Source organism: Xenorhabdus aichiensis, from assembly GCF_028598775.1.
Classification (GTDB): domain Bacteria; phylum Pseudomonadota; class Gammaproteobacteria; order Enterobacterales; family Enterobacteriaceae; genus Xenorhabdus; species Xenorhabdus bovienii.
On the sequence record NZ_JAQRFO010000007.1, the window covers coordinates 1 to 19,884 of the forward strand.

At 45.3% G+C, this 19,884-nt stretch carries 18 protein-coding genes; 14 read left to right on the forward strand and 4 right to left on the reverse strand.

Translation table 11 applies throughout. From position 1 onward, the window contains the following. Window positions 1-349: 349 nt before the first annotated feature. The 3 genes from PSI22_RS04870 to PSI22_RS04880 are packed head-to-tail and all read left to right on the forward strand — an operon-like array spanning window position 350 to window position 3,593. Window positions 350-1,162 carry an outer membrane protein OmpK gene (locus PSI22_RS04870; protein WP_273578812.1) on the forward strand — a complete coding sequence of 271 codons (813 nt, stop codon included), beginning with the start codon at window positions 350-352 and terminating at the stop codon, window positions 1,160-1,162. Between the two features lie 54 nt (window positions 1,163-1,216). Continuing rightward, complete coding sequence (locus PSI22_RS04875; RefSeq protein WP_038216750.1) at window positions 1,217-2,494, forward strand: MFS transporter; 1,278 nt, start codon at window positions 1,217-1,219, stop codon at window positions 2,492-2,494. A gap of 43 nt (window positions 2,495-2,537) precedes the next feature. After that, window positions 2,538-3,593 (forward strand): LLM class flavin-dependent oxidoreductase, encoded by a 1,056-nt coding sequence (locus PSI22_RS04880; protein WP_273578813.1) that lies wholly within the window; start codon window positions 2,538-2,540, stop codon window positions 3,591-3,593. A 100-nt stretch (window positions 3,594-3,693) separates the two neighbouring features. Here PSI22_RS04880 and ybbP read toward each other — a convergent pair whose 3' ends face one another. Both ybbP and ybbA read right to left on the reverse strand, forming a co-directional pair. Then, entirely contained in the window at window positions 3,694-6,126 is a 2,433-nt protein-coding gene (ybbP, locus tag PSI22_RS04885) for a putative ABC transporter permease subunit YbbP (protein WP_273578814.1), read from the reverse strand. Then, window positions 6,123-6,809 carry a putative ABC transporter ATP-binding protein YbbA gene (ybbA, locus tag PSI22_RS04890; protein WP_273578815.1) on the reverse strand — a complete coding sequence of 229 codons (687 nt, stop codon included), beginning with the start codon at window positions 6,807-6,809 and terminating at the stop codon, window positions 6,123-6,125. The genes ybbP and ybbA overlap by 4 nt, the downstream gene beginning before the upstream one ends. Between ybbA and tesA the strand changes: the two genes are divergently transcribed. From tesA to PSI22_RS04915, 5 genes are all read left to right on the forward strand, one after another. Continuing rightward, complete coding sequence (gene tesA, locus PSI22_RS04895) at window positions 6,780-7,412, forward strand: multifunctional acyl-CoA thioesterase I/protease I/lysophospholipase L1 (protein WP_273578816.1); 633 nt, start codon at window positions 6,780-6,782, stop codon at window positions 7,410-7,412. The genes ybbA and tesA overlap by 30 nt on opposite strands. Before the next feature lie 62 nt (window positions 7,413-7,474). Beyond that, the gene (locus tag PSI22_RS04900; protein ID WP_273578817.1) at window positions 7,475-8,251 is read left to right on the forward strand and encodes an SDR family oxidoreductase; all 777 of its coding nucleotides are present in this window, start codon (window positions 7,475-7,477) and stop codon (window positions 8,249-8,251) included. Between the two features lie 76 nt (window positions 8,252-8,327). Then, window positions 8,328-9,206 (forward strand): thioredoxin family protein, encoded by an 879-nt coding sequence (locus PSI22_RS04905; RefSeq protein ID WP_273578818.1) that lies wholly within the window; start codon window positions 8,328-8,330, stop codon window positions 9,204-9,206. 47 nt (window positions 9,207-9,253) lie between these two features. Beyond that, window positions 9,254-10,183: an SPFH domain-containing protein gene (locus PSI22_RS04910; RefSeq protein WP_038205575.1), complete on the forward strand. Its 930-nt coding sequence runs from the start codon at window positions 9,254-9,256 to the stop codon at window positions 10,181-10,183. Between the two features lie 2 nt (window positions 10,184-10,185). After that, a complete protein-coding gene (locus PSI22_RS04915; RefSeq protein ID WP_273578819.1) occupies window positions 10,186-10,647 on the forward strand; it encodes an NfeD family protein in 462 nt (153 codons plus the stop codon). Here PSI22_RS04915 and cueR read toward each other — a convergent pair. Further along, a complete protein-coding gene (gene cueR, locus PSI22_RS04920) occupies window positions 10,638-11,042 on the reverse strand; it encodes a Cu(I)-responsive transcriptional regulator (protein WP_273578820.1) in 405 nt (134 codons plus the stop codon). The genes PSI22_RS04915 and cueR overlap by 10 nt on opposite strands. 148 nt (window positions 11,043-11,190) lie before the next feature. Here cueR and copA point away from each other — a divergent pair, with 148 nt between their 5' ends. The 5 genes from copA to PSI22_RS04945 all read left to right on the forward strand — a co-directional run bounded on the left by copA (window position 11,191) and on the right by PSI22_RS04945 (window position 16,308). Next, window positions 11,191-13,938: a copper-exporting P-type ATPase CopA gene (copA, locus tag PSI22_RS04925; RefSeq protein WP_273578821.1), complete on the forward strand. Its 2,748-nt coding sequence runs from the start codon at window positions 11,191-11,193 to the stop codon at window positions 13,936-13,938. A gap of 154 nt (window positions 13,939-14,092) precedes the next feature. After that, window positions 14,093-14,905 (forward strand): TraB/GumN family protein, encoded by an 813-nt coding sequence (locus PSI22_RS04930; protein WP_273578822.1) that lies wholly within the window; start codon window positions 14,093-14,095, stop codon window positions 14,903-14,905. Between the two features lie 51 nt (window positions 14,906-14,956). After that, window positions 14,957-15,433, forward strand: a complete 477-nt coding sequence (gene ybaK, locus PSI22_RS04935) for a Cys-tRNA(Pro)/Cys-tRNA(Cys) deacylase YbaK (protein ID WP_038191901.1) — start codon at window positions 14,957-14,959, stop codon at window positions 15,431-15,433. A 183-nt stretch (window positions 15,434-15,616) separates the two neighbouring features. Then, window positions 15,617-15,784, forward strand: coding sequence for a hypothetical protein (locus PSI22_RS04940; RefSeq protein WP_196245099.1), 168 nt, complete (start codon window positions 15,617-15,619; stop codon window positions 15,782-15,784). A 44-nt stretch (window positions 15,785-15,828) separates the two neighbouring features. Then, complete coding sequence (locus PSI22_RS04945) at window positions 15,829-16,308, forward strand: acetyltransferase (RefSeq protein WP_273578823.1); 480 nt, start codon at window positions 15,829-15,831, stop codon at window positions 16,306-16,308. Between the two features lie 134 nt (window positions 16,309-16,442). Here the strand turns inward: PSI22_RS04945 and ushA are convergent, their stop codons facing one another. Further along, window positions 16,443-18,101: a bifunctional UDP-sugar hydrolase/5'-nucleotidase UshA gene (gene ushA, locus PSI22_RS04950; RefSeq protein WP_273578824.1), complete on the reverse strand. Its 1,659-nt coding sequence runs from the start codon at window positions 18,099-18,101 to the stop codon at window positions 16,443-16,445. Window positions 18,102-18,470: 369 nt separating this feature from the next. Between ushA and PSI22_RS04955 the strand changes: the two genes are divergently transcribed. Beyond that, complete coding sequence (locus PSI22_RS04955; RefSeq protein ID WP_273578825.1) at window positions 18,471-19,700, forward strand: MFS transporter; 1,230 nt, start codon at window positions 18,471-18,473, stop codon at window positions 19,698-19,700. The last annotated feature ends 184 nt before the right edge of the window (window positions 19,701-19,884 follow it).

The window sequence follows — 19,884 nt, forward strand, 5'->3', positions numbered from 1 at the left end:
TCAAATAAATAATCATAAAATATAAAAATATTTCAATTTAATTATATTGTTAATATCAATTTTAATTAAATATATTATAATAAATACCCTGAATAAAATATAAAAGTAAATAATACCCAATATAAAATACAGAAGCCTACGTTGCTAAATAACCTTAGTAAAATCATTGATAAAGTACTGGTATTTCATCCAGCAATTTTTATAATAATAACACACATAATAGAATGAAATATTGCCTATTTAATTTCTCTACCATAATATGAACAATAATCATTTGACATTATCGTATAATTAAATAAATGTTACTATTTTGCACAAAATTGCCAATGAGATAACAAGGAGACAATAAGTGCCATTCTTAAGGAAACGGGAAGCAAACAACATTCTAAAGCCGATGACAGCAACAACGGTCGGTTTATCTGCAATCTCTTTATTCTTCTTTTTTACCGTTCCCGCTCAAGCAAGCGATTTCGTCAATTTTCAATCCATTGACACCAGCCTTTACCTGCAATTCGAAAATAAAGTTGCCCCCCAGAAAACGATTTCTCCCATCGTAGAAGCATTTGGTGATTACAAGATTGGCGATATGTATGTTTACAGCATTTGGCAAAATTCGCTGCAACATGACTATCAAGGCGATAAAAGCACCTATTACTATAAATTCGTCCCCAGACTCAGCGCCAGCAAAATAGCAGGGTATGATCTTTCCTATGGCCCATTAAAAGATGTGCTGTTTGCCCAGTGGATTGCCAAAACCAAAAACGTAAAATACGATTATTTCCCCGGTATCAGCCTTGACTGGCAAGTCCCTGGGTTTAGCTGGCTGCGTACCCTGTTTTATTTTGAAAATAATGCAAAAGGAAATTGGAACGATCAACGAATTCATATTGATTATGCCATTCCTTTCAATAATCAATTGGGGGATTTTCGGATCGTAGGGACGTTAGATTATACGCTTGGGTTACACGATAATCCTGAAATGCTGGAGTTCAAGCCAGAATTGCATTATGACTTGGGGAAAAAACTGGGCTATCAATCAGGGCATTTATGGACAGGCGTTGTTCTGAATACAACCAAGAATAAGTACAAAATAAAAGATACACCGTACTATCGCACGAACCAATTCAGCTATGGCGTGTTTATTCGATACAGCTTTTTCTGATAAACACATAAAATAGTGCTGTTTTTAGTGGTTTATAGCCTTTATGGGGTCACAATGTCCATTCAACACGACAAATTCGGGCGTACTTATCAGTGGTTTTTGCTGGTACTTTTAGGTATGGTATATTTTTTATCCACAGCAACAACCTTTACGTCATTGGGTGTTGTTCTGCCCAGCATGATCAACGAGCTGGGCTGGAACTGGACGAGTGCGGGTTTGGGATTCTCTCTGCTTGGCCTAACTTGTGGGCTTTCCAGTTTTCTGCCAACATTGTTCATCCGCAAGATTGGTGTCCGCTTCACCCTATTCATTGGTCTGCTGATTTTTCTTGCCGGTTTCTACCATCTGTATAACACCCATGTCATTTCATCTTATTTTATCGGAACGGCCTTATTGGGTGTCGGTTTTACCTTTTTAGCCACGGTTCCCGGCACTTATGTCATTTCACGGTTATATGAAAAACAGTCCCTTGCCTTTGGTTTCTATTTCACCATCGGTGGGCTGGGGGGCGTCATTGGCCCGTGGATCTATTTTCTGGCCACCCGTGTCTGGGGAACGTGGCGTATGCACTGGATGATTTCCGCCATTGTTCTGACCGTATTCGTACTTCTGACTATTTTTATCCTGCAAGAAGGCAAACGGGAAGTTGCCCATGCCAAAGCCGTTAATCAAAAGCACAATAGCCAGAACCCCCTGAAAATTTATCGCACTAAACAGCGCTGGACTGCACGGAGAGCGCTGCGTACATGGCAATTCTATGCCATTGCCGCCACTTACACCGCGTTTTTATGGTGTGGTATTACAGTTAACAGTTTTGCCGTTGCGCACATTATCGAGAATGGTTTCAGTGAAGCTATCGCCGCAGGGCTACTGAGTTCAATGGCCTTTATCAATGCTTTTTCAAGACTGGCCGGAGGCGCGGTAGGCGAGTGGCTTGATCCGAAAAAATTGCTGATTGGCAGCCTGACGGTCATCATTATTGGTTTGATCGCATTGAGTATCGCGTCTTCATGGCCTTTCTTGATTGGATTCACGCTATTTGTCGGTATGGGCTATGGGATGACTTTCCTCGCTTCCAGTGTCCTGCTGGCCAACTATTTTGGACGTAAGCCTTATCTGGAGTTGTTTTCGGTCATGAACCTGATTTCTACTCTGGCTTGTCTGGCGCCTTTTTTTGCCGGGGCGATTAAAGATTATTCAGGTAGTTTTACTTCGGCTTTCCTTATTATTGCCATCCCCGTATGTGTTGTTCTTGTCGTAACATTGATGATGAAACCGCCTGCTCAAAAAATGAAAAAGCGTTTAGTCGACAATTCCCCATTCACCGAATAGGGTAATAGACGAACTGAAACAGTGCACAAACAAGGAAATAGTGATGTCAAAGAAAGAGTTCGGTGTATTCCTGCCCATCGCTAAAGGTGGGTGGATCATCTCCAAAAACACGCCGCCACTGGATGCGTCTTACCAACAAAACCGGGAGGCTGCCATTCTGGCCGATCAGATTGGCCTTGATTTCATTATGTCCATGGGTAAATGGCGCGGGTTTGGCGGGGAAACAGACCATTGGGGTAGCTCGCTCGAATCTGTCACGATGATGGCCGGCATTGCTGAGGTCACTCACCGCGCCAAGTTGATCGCCACGGTTCATGCGGGGCTGCACAATCCCGCAGTGACGGCCAAAATGATCGCCACGCTGGATCATATCAGTCAGGGACGTGCAGGGCTGAATATTGTTTCCGGCTCTTTCAAAGATGAGTTTGAACAGATGGGCGAGTGGGATGGCAGCCTGGATCATGACCAGCGCTACGCCATGACCGAAGAGTGGACACAACTGATCAAAAGGCTCTGGCGTGAAAAACACGTTGATCATGAAGGAACCTATTTTCACCTGAAGCAATGTGTTTCTGAACCCAAACCTCTTTCACTGCCCCGCCCTTATCTGGTTTGTGCCGGCCAATCTGAACGTGGCCTCCATTTCAGTGTGCGTCATACTGATGTCTGTTTTATCGGGGGCAAGGATGAGGCAGAAACCCGCAAAATTAGCTTAACCGCTAAGCGCATTGCATCAGAGTGCAACACAACCACCAAAACTTTCTGCATGTGTACGGTCATTTGTGCCGAAACCGATGCCTATGCTGAAACCCTCGCTCAGTATTATCGCCAAGGTCTGGATGTGGAAGCAGTCAGAAATATGATGCACAGTTTTGGTGTCGATGTAGATGGCAAAAACAATGCCATGGTTGAACGATCACAAAATGCTTTCATGACCCATACCGCCATTGGTACGCCAGATACCTGCTACAAGCAACTGTCAGATTTACTACGCACCTGTGAACTGGATGGCGTGATGTTAATCTTCCCTGATTATATTAAGGGATTGAAAATATTCGGCGATCAGATCCTGCCCAAATTAAGGGCTGAGTTTGGCTGATTGACCTGATTTATTTAATCAATCACGCTTGCTTTGAAACATGGGGAGACCTTTCTGTAAAGCTTCCCCATTTATTACCGTTAGTGCACTAGTGGTCGATTTATTCCGGCAAACGTCGGTGCAGCCCTTTACCCCGCAGCAATCGAATCCCTAACCAACTACCGCACAATGAAAGCAGCAGGCTACTGATGATGGGAAGCAGGAGCCACATCTGCCATTGCGGTTGCCACGGGAACTCAAACACTTTTGTCTGCAACAACCAGAGTGCCACTTCCGCACCAAATGCCGCAGCCAGACCCGCCATGAAACCCAGCAGGGCAAATTCGCTCCACAATGTGCGCCGCAGCAGTTTCTTGCTCGCCCCCAAGGTACGATAAACCACCAGCTCAAGCTGGCGTTGGCTCATGCCTACCTGAATCTGTGCCAGCAGAAGCAGCGCACCACAAATCATTACCAGAACAACCATAATTTCCAGCGCCTGACTGATTTGCTGCAAGATCCCCTGTATCTGTTTAAGCATAGTCCCCACGTCCAGCATACTAATGGTCGGGAAATGACGATTTATTTCCGTGAGAAGCTGTCCATCTCCTTCATAATGAAAACTGGTCAACCATGTCTGAGGCTGATTATCCAGCGTCTCTTTGGAAAAGATAAAGAAGAAGTTCGGATGCAAGCTTTCCCAATCTACCTTACGAATACTGCTCACACTGACCTGAAATGTCTGTGTATTACCCGTAAATGTCAGTTTATCTCCCACATTAATGTGCAGCTGTTCTGCTACGCCCTGCTCAATAGAAACTTCCTTCGGTTTCGGTGGCCACGTTCCTTCCACAAGAGTATTAAATGGGGGTAATTCGGCCTTCCATGTCAGATTGAGTTCGCGACGCACTGTTGTGCTCTTGGGATGCCTTTCGTCAGCCCATTCAATCGCCGACTGCCCATTCACTTCCGTCAAACGCGCCAAAACCACAGGATAGAACTCAGTCGGCTTCACTTGATATTTCGCCAGTAAGTCATTCACTGGTGGAATTTGCGCCTGAGTCATGTTGATCAGGAAATAATTCGGGCTATCCGGTGGCAATTGCTGCTGCCATCGGCTTAATAAATCTCCCCGAGCCATCACGAGTAATGCCAGTAACATGAATGACAGCGAAAATGCGGCCAGTTGCGTCATGGTCTGGAACGGACGGCACAACAGCCGATTGACCGCCAAACGTAAACTGAGCTGGCGAAATGTCATGCGACGCAGCAGCCATAAGCCGCTCCAGCCCAATATTGCCAGCAGCAAAGCGACCATCGGCACTCCCGCCAGCAATGACCATAAGAGCGGCTTAGTACCCGCCAGTAATGCCAATCCCCCCGTCATAATCAGCGCCACGGTGGGCAGGTAGTAACGCAACGGCCAGATCGCTGCAGTGACATCACTGCGCAATACCCGTGATGGCTGCGTCGCCATTAGCTGACGATAAGGGCGAATTCCCACCAGCAGGGCAATACCCAACAGCGAACCTATCGCCCACATCCACGGCCACATGCCCGCTTCCGGTAACATTTTGGGCAACATCGCAGCCAGAACCTGAATCAAAGCGGACTCAAAAATCAAACCTAAAATGGAGCCGACAACAATGGCAGCGAGCAATATCACCAGCCACTGCCCGACGATCCACTGACGCAACGCCCAACGCCCTGCCCCCAGTGTTTTCAAGATCGCAACCAGGTTATGACGACTACGGCAATAGTGTGTCATCGAAACGGCTACCGCCGCCGCCGCAAGCAACAACGTTAACAGTGCCGACAGCAGCAAAAATTGCTGGGCGCGATCAATGGACTGAGCCAGGGCACCGCTGTCCTGTTTCAATGTGAGCCAACGTTGATCCGCTTTTAACTGTGGGTCGATCAATTGCTGGAATGATTGTATGGACTCTGATGAGCCGGAAAACATATAGCGATAAGTCAGGCGGCTTCCCGGTTGGATCGCACCTGTCGCTTTGGCATCTTCAATATTGATTAAGATACGCGGAGAAAGCTGGAATGGATTGAAGCCGCTATCAGGTTCCTGAAGCAGCTCACCACGGATCTTCAATACCGCATCGCCCACGTCAAGGCTATCCCCTACTTTAATCCCCATTAACACCAGTAAACGGGGAGCGACCAGCACCGAACCTTTTTCCGGTTTCAATCCCTGTGGACTGGTCTCTAATTCACCATACAGCGGATAATGTTCATCAGCCGCTTTCACCTGAGCCAGTTGCGGAACGTCTCCCGCATAGGTCATGGTCGAAAATGAGATCTGGCGGCTCAATGTCAACCCTCGTTCCTGTGCCTGTTTCAGCCAGGATTCATCAACGGGATAAGAAGCCTGCAATACCAGGTCACCCGCCAGAAAATCACGGCTCTGGTAATGAACGCTCTGGTCAATCCGATCGCTGATGCTCCCTAATGCCAATACACAGGCCACGGCCAACGTCAGGGACAGCCAGACAATTAATAGCGATGGTGTACGCCATTCACGCCAAAACCAGCGCCAGATCATACTTCCTCCCGCAATGTTCCATCCACCAGACGTAAACGACGCTGGCAACGGGCAGCAAGCTGGCTGTCATGGGTTACCAAAATTAACGTGGTGGCGTAATCGTGATTGAGGGAAAATAAGAGATCCGCGATGCGATCACCCGTTTGGCGATCAAGATTGCCGGTCGGCTCATCGGCAAACAGGATTTTTGGACGAGTACTGAATGCCCGTGCCAAGGCAACTCGCTGCTGCTCTCCTCCCGAAAGTTGGGCTGGCATGTGTTTCAGGCGTTGCCCCAATCCCAACTGTTTAAGTAGTTCAATGGCATTCTGACGACTCTGATTTTCTGATTCACCACGAAGCAGTGCGGGTAGCTGAACGTTTTCCAGCGCGTTTAAAGTTGGGATCAACATAAATGACTGGAAAACAAAACCCACATTTTTCGCTCGCAACTGCGCCCTTTGTTCTTCGTTCATACGGCTGATATTTTGCCCCAATAAGTGGACTTCACCGCCGCTGCCATCATCCAGCCCTGCAATAATACTCAGAAGGGTCGATTTCCCTGACCCCGATTCTCCAATCAAGGCAATTGTCTGCGCAGGCTCGACAACCAGCTCAACACCTTGCAATATATTAATTACCTGTTCCCCCTGACCAACCTGTTTAGTGAGATGATGAACTTTAAGAATACTTTCTACAGCCATGTATGTTTCCTTTTATTGTTAGTGCTATGCAGCGCCAGAGCAACCGCAGCGGATACCCTGCTTATCTTGGGTGATAGCCTTAGCGCCGGCTATCGCCTGCCCGTTGAGCAATCATGGCCGACTCTCATGGCAAAAGAATGGCAGCAATCCGGCAATAAAACGGCTATCGTGAACGGCAGTATCAGCGGCAATACCACTGCACAGAGTCTTGAACGCCTGCCTGAATTGTTGAAACAGCACAACCCCAAGTGGGTTCTGGTTGAACTCGGTGGTAACGATGGATTGCGGGGTTTTTCCGTTCAACAAATAGAACAAGATCTGCAAAAGATCATTACGTTAATCAAACAGGCAGACGCTCAGCCTTTATTAATGCAGATTCGTATTTCGCCAAATTATGGAAAACGCTACACCCAATCTTTCGCTAAGATTTATCCTTCATTATCGGAGCGTAATCAGATCCCGCTGCTACCCTTTTTCATGGAACACGTTGCTATCAAGCCTGAATGGCTACAAGATGATGGCCTGCATCCCAACCAACTCGCACAACCTTTTATTACCCATTGGATGTCTGACCAACTGTCGGCATACATTCCCTTTAAGTAAAAATATTTATTAATAGTAAATCATTTATTTCAATAAATTGATGTAAACAAGCAGGTAAAGTTATGCAAAAAGCGGTTCTTATTACCGGATGCTCCAGCGGAATCGGGCTGGTCGCCGCCAAAATTCTTCATCAACGTGGCTACCGAGTATTTGCCGCTTGTCGCAAACCCGCTGATTTAGCACATATGCGCGAATTGGGATTGGAACCCATAGAATTGGATCTGGATGATAAAGAAAGCGTTGAACGCGCCGCCGAACAAGTTATTCAATTAACCCATGGACGTTTGTTCGGGTTGTTTAATAATGGCGGATTTGGCGTTTATGGCCCATTAGAGAGCGTTTCCCGCGAACTGATGGAAAAACAGTTTTCAACTAATTTATTTGGTACTCATCAATTGACCTCCCTATTATTGCCCGCCATACGCGCTTATGGTAAAGGGAGAATTGTTCAGACCAGCTCCGTATTGGGATTAATCTCTACGCCAGGCCGTGGGGCATACGCAGCCAGTAAATTCGCCCTTGAAGCATGGTCAGATGCGTTGAGAATAGAACTGGCAGACACGGGAATTAAAGTCAGCCTAATAGAGCCCGGCCCAATCACGACGCGTTTTACAGAAAATGTGAACCAAACACAGCGCGATCACCCTGTCGAAAATCCAAGTCTTGCAAACCGTTTCAGACTCACCCCTGAGGATGTGGTCACGAAGTTGATTCACGCTCTGGAAGCCCCCAACCCTAAAATACGTTATCCGGTAACATTATTGTCCCATGCCATGACAATTCTGCGGCGCCTATTACCCGCGAGATTAATTGATAAAATCGTGAAGTGGCAAAGCTGATTAAGATTGCAAATCCCACTGATTAACCTTATTTATTCATGTCATCGCCTTATAACGAACTTAAGAGAAACGTCCCATGGAATCGATAACGAACACTAATAGCCATACTGCCCATATCATTCATATCAATGAATCTAATATTGCCCCAATGATTCAGCATTCACTCACTCAGCTTGTCGTGTTCTATTTTTGGTCTCCACAGAACCTGCATTGCCATGAATTGGAAGAGACCCTTGATAAGCTGGCGCATGAGTATGCCGGGCAATTTGCGCTGGCCAAAGTCGATTGTGACCAATTACCTAATATCGCTGCGCAATTTGGTGTACGTACTGCGCCAACTGTGATTTTCGTACAAGAAGCCCGCCCTGTTCACGGTTTTGAAGGAATTCAGACAGACGAAACTGTCAGAAAAATGTTTTCTCAATTTCTGACTCAACAAAAAAAATCACTGTTAGAGCAAGCAAATGAACGACTTGCGGAAGGGAAAAATCAGGAAGCCTTGTCTTTACTGAAAGAAGCGCATCAGGCCGAGCCAAAAGAGATTGAGATTACATTACTATTAGCTCAGGTATATATTGCGCTCAATCACCTTGAAGACGCCCAAAACATCTTGGATACCCTTCCATTAGAAAAACAAGATCAACGCTACAATGATTTGCTGGCAATCCTTGAGTCACAGAAGCAGGCGGCAAATTCTCCTGAGATTCAACAACTTCAGCAAGCGTTAGAAATTCAGCCAGAAAATGCTGAACTTGCTGTTCAACTTGCCACGAAACTGCACGAAGTTGGCCGCAATGAAGAAGCACTGGAACTGCTATTCAGTTTTCTGAAAAAAGATCTTTCTGCTGCTGATGGTGCAGTGAAAAAAACGCTGATGGATATTATTTCCGCTCTCGAAACCGGAGATACACTAGCATCTAAATACCGTCGTCATGTATACTCTTTACTCTATTGATTAAGTAATACTTATATATTCCATAATTAGCTAATAAAGGAATCGTTATGGATTTACTCTCTTTGGGTACTGTACCCATTCTTATCATTATTGCAGTTGTCATCGTCTTTACTTGTGTAAAGACTGTTTCACAGGGCTATCAGTGGACGGTAGAACGCTTCGGGCGCTATACCCGTACATTGACGCCAGGGCTGCATATCATCATGCCATTTGTTGATCGTATCGGCCGTAAAATCAATGTGATGGAACAGGTTCTGGATATTCCGTCACAGGAAGTGATTTCCCGTGACAACGCCAACGTCACCATTGATGCCGTCTGCTTTATTCAGGTTGTCGATCCCGTGCGGGCGGCCTATGAAGTCAGCAATCTGGAACTGGCCATCATTAATCTGACCATGACCAACTTCCGTACCGTGCTGGGGGCAATGGAACTGGACGAAATGCTGTCTCAGCGCGATTTAATCAACAGCCGTCTGCTGACTATCGTCGATGAAGCCACTAACCCATGGGGTGTGAAGATCACCCGTATTGAGATCCGCGATGTACGTCCACCGAAAGAGCTGGTCTCTGCGATGAACGCTCAGATGAAAGCCGAGCGTACCAAGCGTGCAGATATTCTTGAAGCGGAAGGTGTTCGTCAGGCTGCCATTCTGAAAGCGGAAGGGGAAAAACAGTCACAGATCCTGAAAGCGGAAGGTGAGCGTCAATCTGCGTTCCTGCAAGCTGAAGCCCGTGAACGTGCCGCAGAAGCAGAAGCGCGCGCAACAAAAATGGTATCTGACGCTATCTCTGACGGTAATATACAGGCAATTAACTACTTCGTTGCCCAGAAATATACCGATGCCCTCACCCGTATTGGGGCAGCCGATAACAGTAAAGTCATCATGATGCCGCTGGAGGCCAGCAACTTGATGGGCGCTATCGGTGGTATTGCGGAATTGATTGGCGAAAGCAAGAAGAGCAAACAGGATAAATAGCCATGATTGAACAGATTGCCACTCAACCCGTCTGGTTCTGGCTCTGTTTTGGTGGCCTGCTGCTGATTGCAGAATTGCTGGGAACGGGGGGATATCTCCTGTGGACGGGAACAGCGGCCGTCGTTGTCGCCTTGATCACATGGGTTTTCCCAGAGATGAGCTGGAAACTGCAAGGCATTCTGTTTGCGGTTCTGACATTGCTGTCTGCCATTGCGTGGCGTAGCTGGCTACGCTATCGTCCACGCAAAAATAGCGATGAGATGCTCAATCAAAAAAACCAGCAGTTAATTGGGCTTCATGCCCGCTTAACCAGCGCTACCGAAAACGGCTATGGCCGGGTCAAACTAGCCGATGGCAGTTGGCGTGTTCACTGTGACAGGGAACTTCCAGCCAATACGGAAGTGGAAGTGATCGCCGTCGACGGGATCACGTTGAAAGTGAAACCCGTCGCAAATCAACCGTGATGCGTACAACCGCCGGATAATTGCTCAATGATGGGGCAATCTGCCCCATCATCTCCCGGACACTCCGCCGCCAATGCTAGCAGCTTCTCCCTTATTTTCTGCAATTTCACCATAGTGTTTTCTATTTCAGCCACTTTTTGCAGGGTCGCTGTTTTCACATCTGCACTATGGCGACGAGGATTATGAAACAACCGTAATAACTCTCGGCATTCTTCAAGCGTAAACCCCACTTCTTTCGCCTGACGCAACAGGGTCAGTTCATCAATATGCTTGTGCTGGTAATAACGATAGCCATTATCTCCGCGCTTCGGCGCGGAGATCAGATCTTTTTCTTCATAAAACCGGATAGCTTTGCTGGTTAAACCGGTCTTCTGAGCAATTTCGCTGATATTCATAATTTCCCCTTGACCCTCCCCTTGCAGGAAGGTTTAGCCTTAATGATATAGCCGCTATTTTTCTTGAGTTATCAATATCACTATCTTTTTATCACGGTAATTAGATAAAGATAAGTATATCACTCTGTATCAGGAAGGAGATTTTGTTATGTCCACAACAACCATTCTTACACTTCAGGGGTTAACCTGTATGCACTGTGTCGGCAGTGTCAAAAAAGCATTGGAAAATGTATCCGGTGTTGAACAGACTGATGTTACCCTTGATTATGCCAAAGTTATCGGAAATGTATCCCCCACGGTCTTAATTACCGCGATTACCGATGCGGGTTATGAAGCCGTTGTCGCCACTCAGCCCGATATTGAGTTACAACTTTCAGGCTTAAATTGCATGAAATGTGCTGGCAAAACCCAAAAAGCGCTGGAAGCGGTAGAAGGGGTTATTACGGCCAAAGTCGATACCCAGACCGCGAAAATTTACGGCAAAGTAGTGAGCAACGCTTTAATTAAGGCCGTCGAGCAAGCCGGATATCACGCCGAGTTGGCGGCAGGTACAAGCTTCCCAAAAACTGAGCCGCTGACAATATCTGCCTCACCAGTACCGGAGTTTTTAGCAGCGGCAGAAAACTCAACTCCGGTCAAAAATCCCGAAAATACCGTTAGTTATGATACTCACAATGATGACAATGACAGTATTCAGCTTCTGCTGGATGGCATGACCTGTGCAAGTTGTGTCAGCAAGGTACAAAAAGCGCTGCAATCCGTCGAGGGTGTAGAAAATGCCAGAGTGAACCTTGCAGAAAGAAGTGCATTAGTCACAGGTACGGTATCCCCCAATGCGTTAGTTGACGCAGTCATCAAAGCAGGTTATGGCGCGGAAGTGATTCAGGATGAAACCGAACGCCGCGAGCGTCAGCAGCAAGTTGCACAGGCCAATATGCGCCGTTTCCGCTGGCAATCAGCTTTTGCCTTGGTCGTCGGGGTTCCGGTCATGGTTTGGGGTATGTTGGGTGACAATATGGTGCTCACTCCCTCAAATCACGCTATTTGGCTGACGATTGGTTTGGTGACACTGGTTGTCATGGTATTGGCAGGCGGCCATTTTTATCGCAATGCATGGCAAAGCCTGAAAAATGGCAGTGCAACCATGGATACGCTGGTCGCTCTGGGTACAGGCGTAGCCTGGCTCTATTCTATCAGCGTCAATTTATGGCCGGAGATTTTTCCACCTCAAGCCCGTCACCTTTATTATGAAGCCAGCGCGATGATTATCGGTTTAATCAACCTCGGCCATGCTCTAGAACAACGCGCCCGCCAACGCTCTTCCAAGGCGCTTGAACGGTTGCTGGACTTAACGCCTCCGACTGCACGGGTGATCACCGAAAAAGGTGAGAAAACGCTGTCATTGGCGGATGTGAAACCCAACATGATACTGCGTCTGACCACCGGTGATCGCGTACCTGTCGATGGTGAAATTATTCAGGGCACCGTCTGGCTGGATGAAGCCATGCTGACAGGCGAACCGATCCCTCAACAGAAATCAACCGGCGATGGCGTTCATGCAGGAACAGTCGTTCAGGATGGAACGGTGTTGTTCAGAGCTGCTGCGGTTGGCAGCCAGACGACACTGGCTCGGATCATCAAACTGGTGCGTCAGGCACAAAGCAGTAAACCGGAAATCGGCCAATTAGCAGACAAAATATCATCAATATTTGTTCCCGTCGTCGTTGCCATCGCGTTGGTTGCTGGTGCTATCTGGTATTTCATCGGCCCTGCACCACAAATTATGTACTCGCTGGTTATCATCACTACCATCCTGATTATCGCCTGCCCCTGCGCCCTTGGATTGGCGACACCGATGTCCATTATTTCTGGCGTGGGACGAGCGGCAGAGTTAGGAGTGTTGGTGCGTGATGCCGATGCCCTGCAACAAGCCAGTCAACTGGACACCCTTGTTTTCGACAAAACCGGTACGTTGACAGAAGGTATGCCACAAATCACTGAAATCCATACTTTTAACGGTTTCACCGAAGAACAGGTATTGTTATGGGCGGGTGCATTGGAGAGTGGTTCAAATCATCCTCTGGCAAAAGCCATTGCGCTGAAAGTGGAAGGACAGAAGTTACCAGAAGTACAGCAATTCCGCACATTGGCAGGATCGGGGATCCGCGGGGAGGTCGGAGATACAGCACTACTACTGGGGAATCAGGGCTTGCTTGAGCAAAATCAGGTTGAAACGGCGGAATTAAAAACCTTGATGTCGGCACAGGCGGAAAAAGGCATAACGCCCGTCATTCTGGCGGCCGATGGGAAAATCGCTGCCCTGTTTTCCATTCGTGATCCTCTGCGTCAAGATACCCTTTCTGCCCTGCAACGCTTGCATCATCAAGGTTATCGTTTAGTCATGCTGACGGGGGATAATCCGGTAACGGCCAATGCTATCGCTAAAGAAGCAGGGATTGATCAGGTCATTGCCGGTGTTTTACCTGATGGTAAAGCGGCAGCCATTCAAACACTGCAATCTGAAGGCCGGAAAGTCGCCATGATCGGTGATGGTATCAACGACGCACCTGCACTGGCGCAAGCAGATGTAGGCATCGCAATGGGGGGTGGCAGTGATATCGCCATTGAAACGGCGGCAATTACCCTGATGCGCCATAGCCTCCACGGCGTTGCTGATGCTGTTGCGCTTTCCAGAGGAACATTGCGCAATATGAAGCAGAACCTGTTTGGCGCATTTGTCTACAATACATTAGGCATCCCAATTGCGGCGGGTATCCTGTATCCCTTCACAGGAACCTTGCTAAATCCTGTGGTTGCCGGGGCAGCAATGGCGTTGTCTTCAATTACGGTCGTCAGTAACGCTAATCGGTTATTGCGTTTCAAACCCAAGCATTGAATTTCAGAATAAAGTCGACAAAAGCTTATTATCCAGCCCACAAAACGCTAAACAGAACGAAGTTTAGCGTTTCGTCTATAACAATCTTCCCACTTTCTTGTTAACCTTTAACACGTTAGCATATCGATGAGTGCCAACTATTGGAGTCTGTAACATGGGGAAATTGATGACATATCTCAACAATGTATTAGGACTGAATTCCCAACGGCATTACCCCTATCCTGCTTTTGACATCACCCTGCCACAAAATAGGCGTTTGCACATCGTGGGTAGCATTCACATGGGCACAGAAAACATGTTTCCACTTTCTGAGATACTACTGGAGCAACTGGAACAGTGTGATGCCCTCATCGTTGAAGCGGACATCACGCAACCCGGATCTCCCTTCAAAGAAAAATTTCCAGAACAAGTTGCGCTATCACTGCGTTTATCACCTGAACATTTTGACCGTTTAACGCATTACTGCCATGAAATCCAGCATCCTCTAGAGCCACTGGATGCATTACCCTCATGGCAAGTCGCTTTAATATTGCAGGCAGCTCAAGCCCAATATTTGGGATTACGCCCTCAATATGGCATTGACTGCCAATTGCTGGATAGCGCAAAAGCCATCGATAAGACCATTATCGAGCTGGAAGGAACAGATACTCAGGTTAACTTACTCGCCAGCCTGCCAAACGGGGGTATTTCACTGTTGGAAGATACAGTGACCCATTGGCATACCAATGCGCGTGCTTTACAGACGATGATTAGTTGGTGGATGAATTACAAACCTGCACAACCAAACCAAACGCTGCCGCAGACCTTCTGTGAAGAGATTCATCAGACATTGATGGCCGGACGCAACCATCAATGGAGTGAGCAATTACATGCTTTGCCGGCAGGCAAGTATCTGGTTGCCGTAGGGGCTCTGCATCTTCATGGTGAAAACAATCTGCTACAGATGATGGAAAAACCACAAGGATAAAAACTCGCTCACTCATCTCATTTTTACAGGAAAAACTTACAGGAAAATAGTATGACTCCCGCCGTTATTTTACTGGAAAAACACCAGATTAACTTTAGGCTTCATCCTTATGAACATGATACGAATGAACATAGCTTCGGTGATGAAGTCGTTAAAAAACTCGGTTTGGATGCTAAACAGGTTTTTAAGACACTCTTGGTTTCATTGAATGGTGATCCCAAAAACCTCGCTGTCGCCGTCACGCCTGTTGCAGGACAGTTGGATTTGAAAAAAGTCGCCAAAGTGTTCAAGGCTAAGAAAGCAGAGATGGCAGATCCCCAACTGGCACAAAAAGTGACTGGCTATCTGGTAGGCGGCATTAGCCCACTAGGGCAAAAAAAACGATTGCCCACCGTTATCGATAGTCAGGCTCAAACCTTACCAACCCTATTTATTTCTGGAGGCAAGCGAGGGTTAGATATTGAATTGGTACCAACCGATTTATGCCAACTACTTAATTGTTCCTTTGCCGATATTGCTAAAGTCTGAAAACAAACTGCAATTACCATTGAATTTTTCGAGCTGGCTCTGTTTTCTTGAAAGCAGAGCTTAGTCCTATATTGTTCTATTCTAGAATGCCGATATACTATCCTCAAACCAGAAGTCATGTTATTTACTATTTCGTATAACTTATTTATGTAATTTAATAAATTAAAATAAAAGGAGATAAAAATGGCCACTTCATCATTTTTCAGACAAATTGTTATCACCGATCCAAAAGCAATAAAAATGCTGAGAAAAGCCAATAAAAAACCGCAAACAAAAAAATTTGAAAGTATAAACTTTGAAGAACAAGAGCGCGAGGCAATAGAAATATTAAAACGAAAATTCTCAATCTAAGGAAATTATTAGAATCTCTTGGCGATGACAGAACAAAAGAGTATTTGCATTCTTTTTCCTGCCCATCAAACCGTGATGTAGAATCATTTTTACATTTAAAATCAATTAGATTTGAACGAGCTAATGCAACAAGAACTCACTTAATCTTAGATGAAAAAGGCTTTATCCTAGCCTACTTCTCATTAACATTTAAGGAGCTACCGACATATAATCTTGCTATTTCAAAAACGAGAATGAAAAAACTTAATGGGATCAGTAAAAATGCAAATTCGCTAAAAGTTTACTTAATTGGCCAAATAGCTAAAAATTTCTCATTAAATCACAACCCAATAACACTTAAAGACATTTTAATTTCCATCGATTTTATTATTGAAAAGGCACAGAAATTAATTGGAGGAAGAATAACAATTTTAGAATGTCAGGATAACCCTCAACTTATTGCTTTATATGAAAAACATGGGCTTGAAAAATTACCAACAAAAGGAGATAGCAATCCATTAATCACTATGATTTTTAATCATTAGATTATTATTTAGTTTCAACCGTTCCTATTTTAGATAACTTAAAATCACTCAGCATAATAAGTAAAGACCACCTATCTTACAGGTGGTCTTTTTATACAGACAGCTAACAATTAGCTCTCAATTACTGCCCCTGATCACTGATGAGCGATTTCACCTTTCGGCTCATAATCGGCAGCTTTCAATGGAGAGTGCTTCTCGATATAGTCTTTCAACACTTCAGCATCAACGAAACCGGTATCCACGTACCCAGGTAAGTTATCGACACGTGGATAGCCATCACCTCCGATAGCGTTAAAGTTCAGGGTAGCCATACGATAAGTTTTATTAGGATCTAACGGCTTGCCGCCAATTTTCACATCACTGATTTTTTTGCCATCAACCACAAAACTGACATTATAAAACTGCCCGTAAGCCCCTGAATCCGTTTCCATATTTGCCGCAGCCGTCAAATATGGCAAGACTTCTCTACCTTTGAAATCCACATAAACCAGTTGGTTAGCAAATGGATGAACTTTCAGGACATCTTTGTAAGTAATATCCCCTGCTTCGATAGAATCACGAATACCCCCTCCACTCATCACGGCAAAATCAGCATTTGTCCGTTCCATCTGAGCTGCCAGTACAAGATGCGCCATGTTGGTCTGGACGAAACGCACTTTACTGCGATCACCTTCCAATTTTCCATCTACTGCGCCCACTTGGACATTTAATTTCCGGCTGCCTTTATCCTGATAGGGTGTCAACAGTTTCAGCATTTCAGGATGCTGAGTAATTTGATGAGTGTAATAAGCACTCCCTGTGCTGCCATCTTCGTTTTTTACTTTTTTCTGTAAGTTAATGGGGATCAATTGATAGTGAACTAATTTGAATTCACCATTACGAAATTGGAAATCAGCACGGCCGACATACTTGCCCCATTCATGTGCCTGCACAATCCATGTTCCATTTTGGCGATCTGGTGAGCAAGGCGTTCCCGGTACATAATCCATTTGTTTGTAGTTTTTATTTTCTGTTGACATACAGACCGGATCTTGTGAATGCCCCCCTACAATCATATTTAAATAACCCGCAGGTAAACTGTGTGCCATTTCAACATCCCCCGGCGCATTGCTGCCATGATGCCCATCGTTATAATGCCCCATATGGGTTGCGGCAATGATCACATCCGGTTTTTCGTTCTTTTTCAGCTCATCAATTACTTTTTTCGCTTCTTCAGCCGGCACTCGGAATTCGACATCAGGGAAGTTGGCTGGATTGCCTACTTTTGCCGTATCATCGGTGGTCAAACCAATCACCGCAATTTTCACGCCTTGCTCATCAAACATCACATACGGCTTAAATAAACGCTTGCCAGTACTGGTTTGATAAATGTTAGCAGACAGAAATGGGAAATTGGCCCATTTTTCCTGCTGATGCAACACGTTTAAAGGTTTATCAAACTCATGATTCCCCAACGCCATTGCGTCATAACCCACTAAATTCATTCCTTTAAAATCTGGCTCAGCATCCTGCATGTCCGATTCGGGTACGCCAGTATTGATGTCACCTCCCGATAACAACAACACACTGCCTCCTTTTGTGGCAACTTCCTGACGGATAGAATCTACCAGTGTTTTCTGAGCTGCCAGGCCATACTCACCATGATCGTTCTGCCAGAAGTGGCCATGATGATCGTTAGTATGCAGGATTGTAATATCGTAAATTTTATTCTTTTCCCAAGCAGTTGCACTTATCGGCAATAATGATAAAGAAACGACAAGGGCACATGCTGGTGTTTTGAACGAAAATTTCATGGGTATCTCCATGTTCCTTAAATATTATCTGTTATGTAACAATTATTAGTTTTATGAAAATTATAAACCTATCCCATTAAGCCATGCTACTTTTCGACAGCAATGTTTATACAACAGTGCCTCTGCCGGAACAGGCTCGAATCCAACACCAGAATAGAATGATGGTACCTAGGTGCTAGGATATATTTTCCAATCAAGATTACAGAATTGTGTCATTAATTAGGGTTTTATTTCATTTTTATGGGATAAGTATCAAATTATATCAAGGTAAGTAAAAATTTTATTAGCGGTCTAATATGTATTAAAGTGTAACAATTAAACAACAATTCAACGCCATACAACACAGGCTGGATTGATGAGACAACCAATATGAGTGAACAAAGCAACACAGAACAATTGCCTGATTCATCAAGAAAAACACATCAGACTGTTTTTTCAATTCTCGGTGCAATCAGCTTATCTCATCTGCTTAATGATATGATTCAATCGCTGATTTTGGCTATTTATCCATTATTGCAATCTGAATTTACCCTAAGTTTCATTCAAGTTGGGATGATTACACTAGTTTATCAGGTAACCGCATCCCTGCTACAACCCCTCATTGGTCTGTATACGGATAAACATCCACAGCCCTACTCATTGCCCATCGGGATGGGATTCACCCTGTCTGGACTGCTTCTGCTGGCTTATGCCGAAAGTTTTCCTATCATTTTACTGGCCGCTGCACTGGTCGGTACAGGATCATCCGTCTTTCATCCTGAGTCATCACGGGTTGCGAGAATGGCCTCCGGAGGACGTCATGGACTGGCACAATCCCTGTTTCAGGTAGGCGGCAATCTGGGAAGCTCACTGGGGCCTCTGCTGGCTGCAATTTTCATCGCTCCTTATGGCAAGGGAAATATCGGGTGGTTTTCTCTGGCAGCACTGCTGGCAATCGTCATTTTGTTGCAAGTCAGTCAATGGTATAAGATGCAGCACCGAGCTTCTAAGTCTCTATCATCCACTCATATTTCTCAGCCGAATTTCCCCAGAAAAATGATTGTGCGTTCTTTTGCCATTCTGCTGCTCCTGATTTTCTCAAAATATTTCTATCTCACCAGTATCAGCAGCTACTACACTTTTTACCTGATCCAGAAGTTCGGCCTTTCAGTACAAAATGCCCAGCTCCATCTGTTCATTTTTTTATTTGCTGTAGCTGCAGGTACCATGATTGGGGGGCCTATCGGGGATAAAATAGGCCGGAAATATGTCATATGGGGATCAATTCTTGGCGTTGCGCCTTTCACTCTGCTTTTACCTTATACATCACTATTCTGGACGGGGCCCCTTACCGTAGTCATTGGCCTGATATTAGCATCTGCATTTTCTGCTATCCTGGTCTACGCTCAAGAACTCATTCCTGGCAAAACGGGAATGATTGCAGGTTTGTTCTTTGGGCTGGCGTTCGGCATGGGAGGTATCGGTGCAGCCGTGCTCGGTTATGTCGCGGATAAAACCAGTATAGAATTAGTTTACAAAATCTGTGCTTTTCTACCACTTCTTGGCATTTTCACTCTATTCCTGCCAAATATAGAAAGAAAACCACATGAAAAACCATGAAAACCAACATAATAACGTCATCATCCAAATGACATTTTTCTTTGTAAACAAGCGTAAATAATGACAAGATCTACATAAAATACCATTAAAATACCATTTATGTAGATTATCTACATTTTTACCTATAAATATATTTTTTATCAGCTTTGTTTTAAATGATTTATACAATACATTATTACCTCAC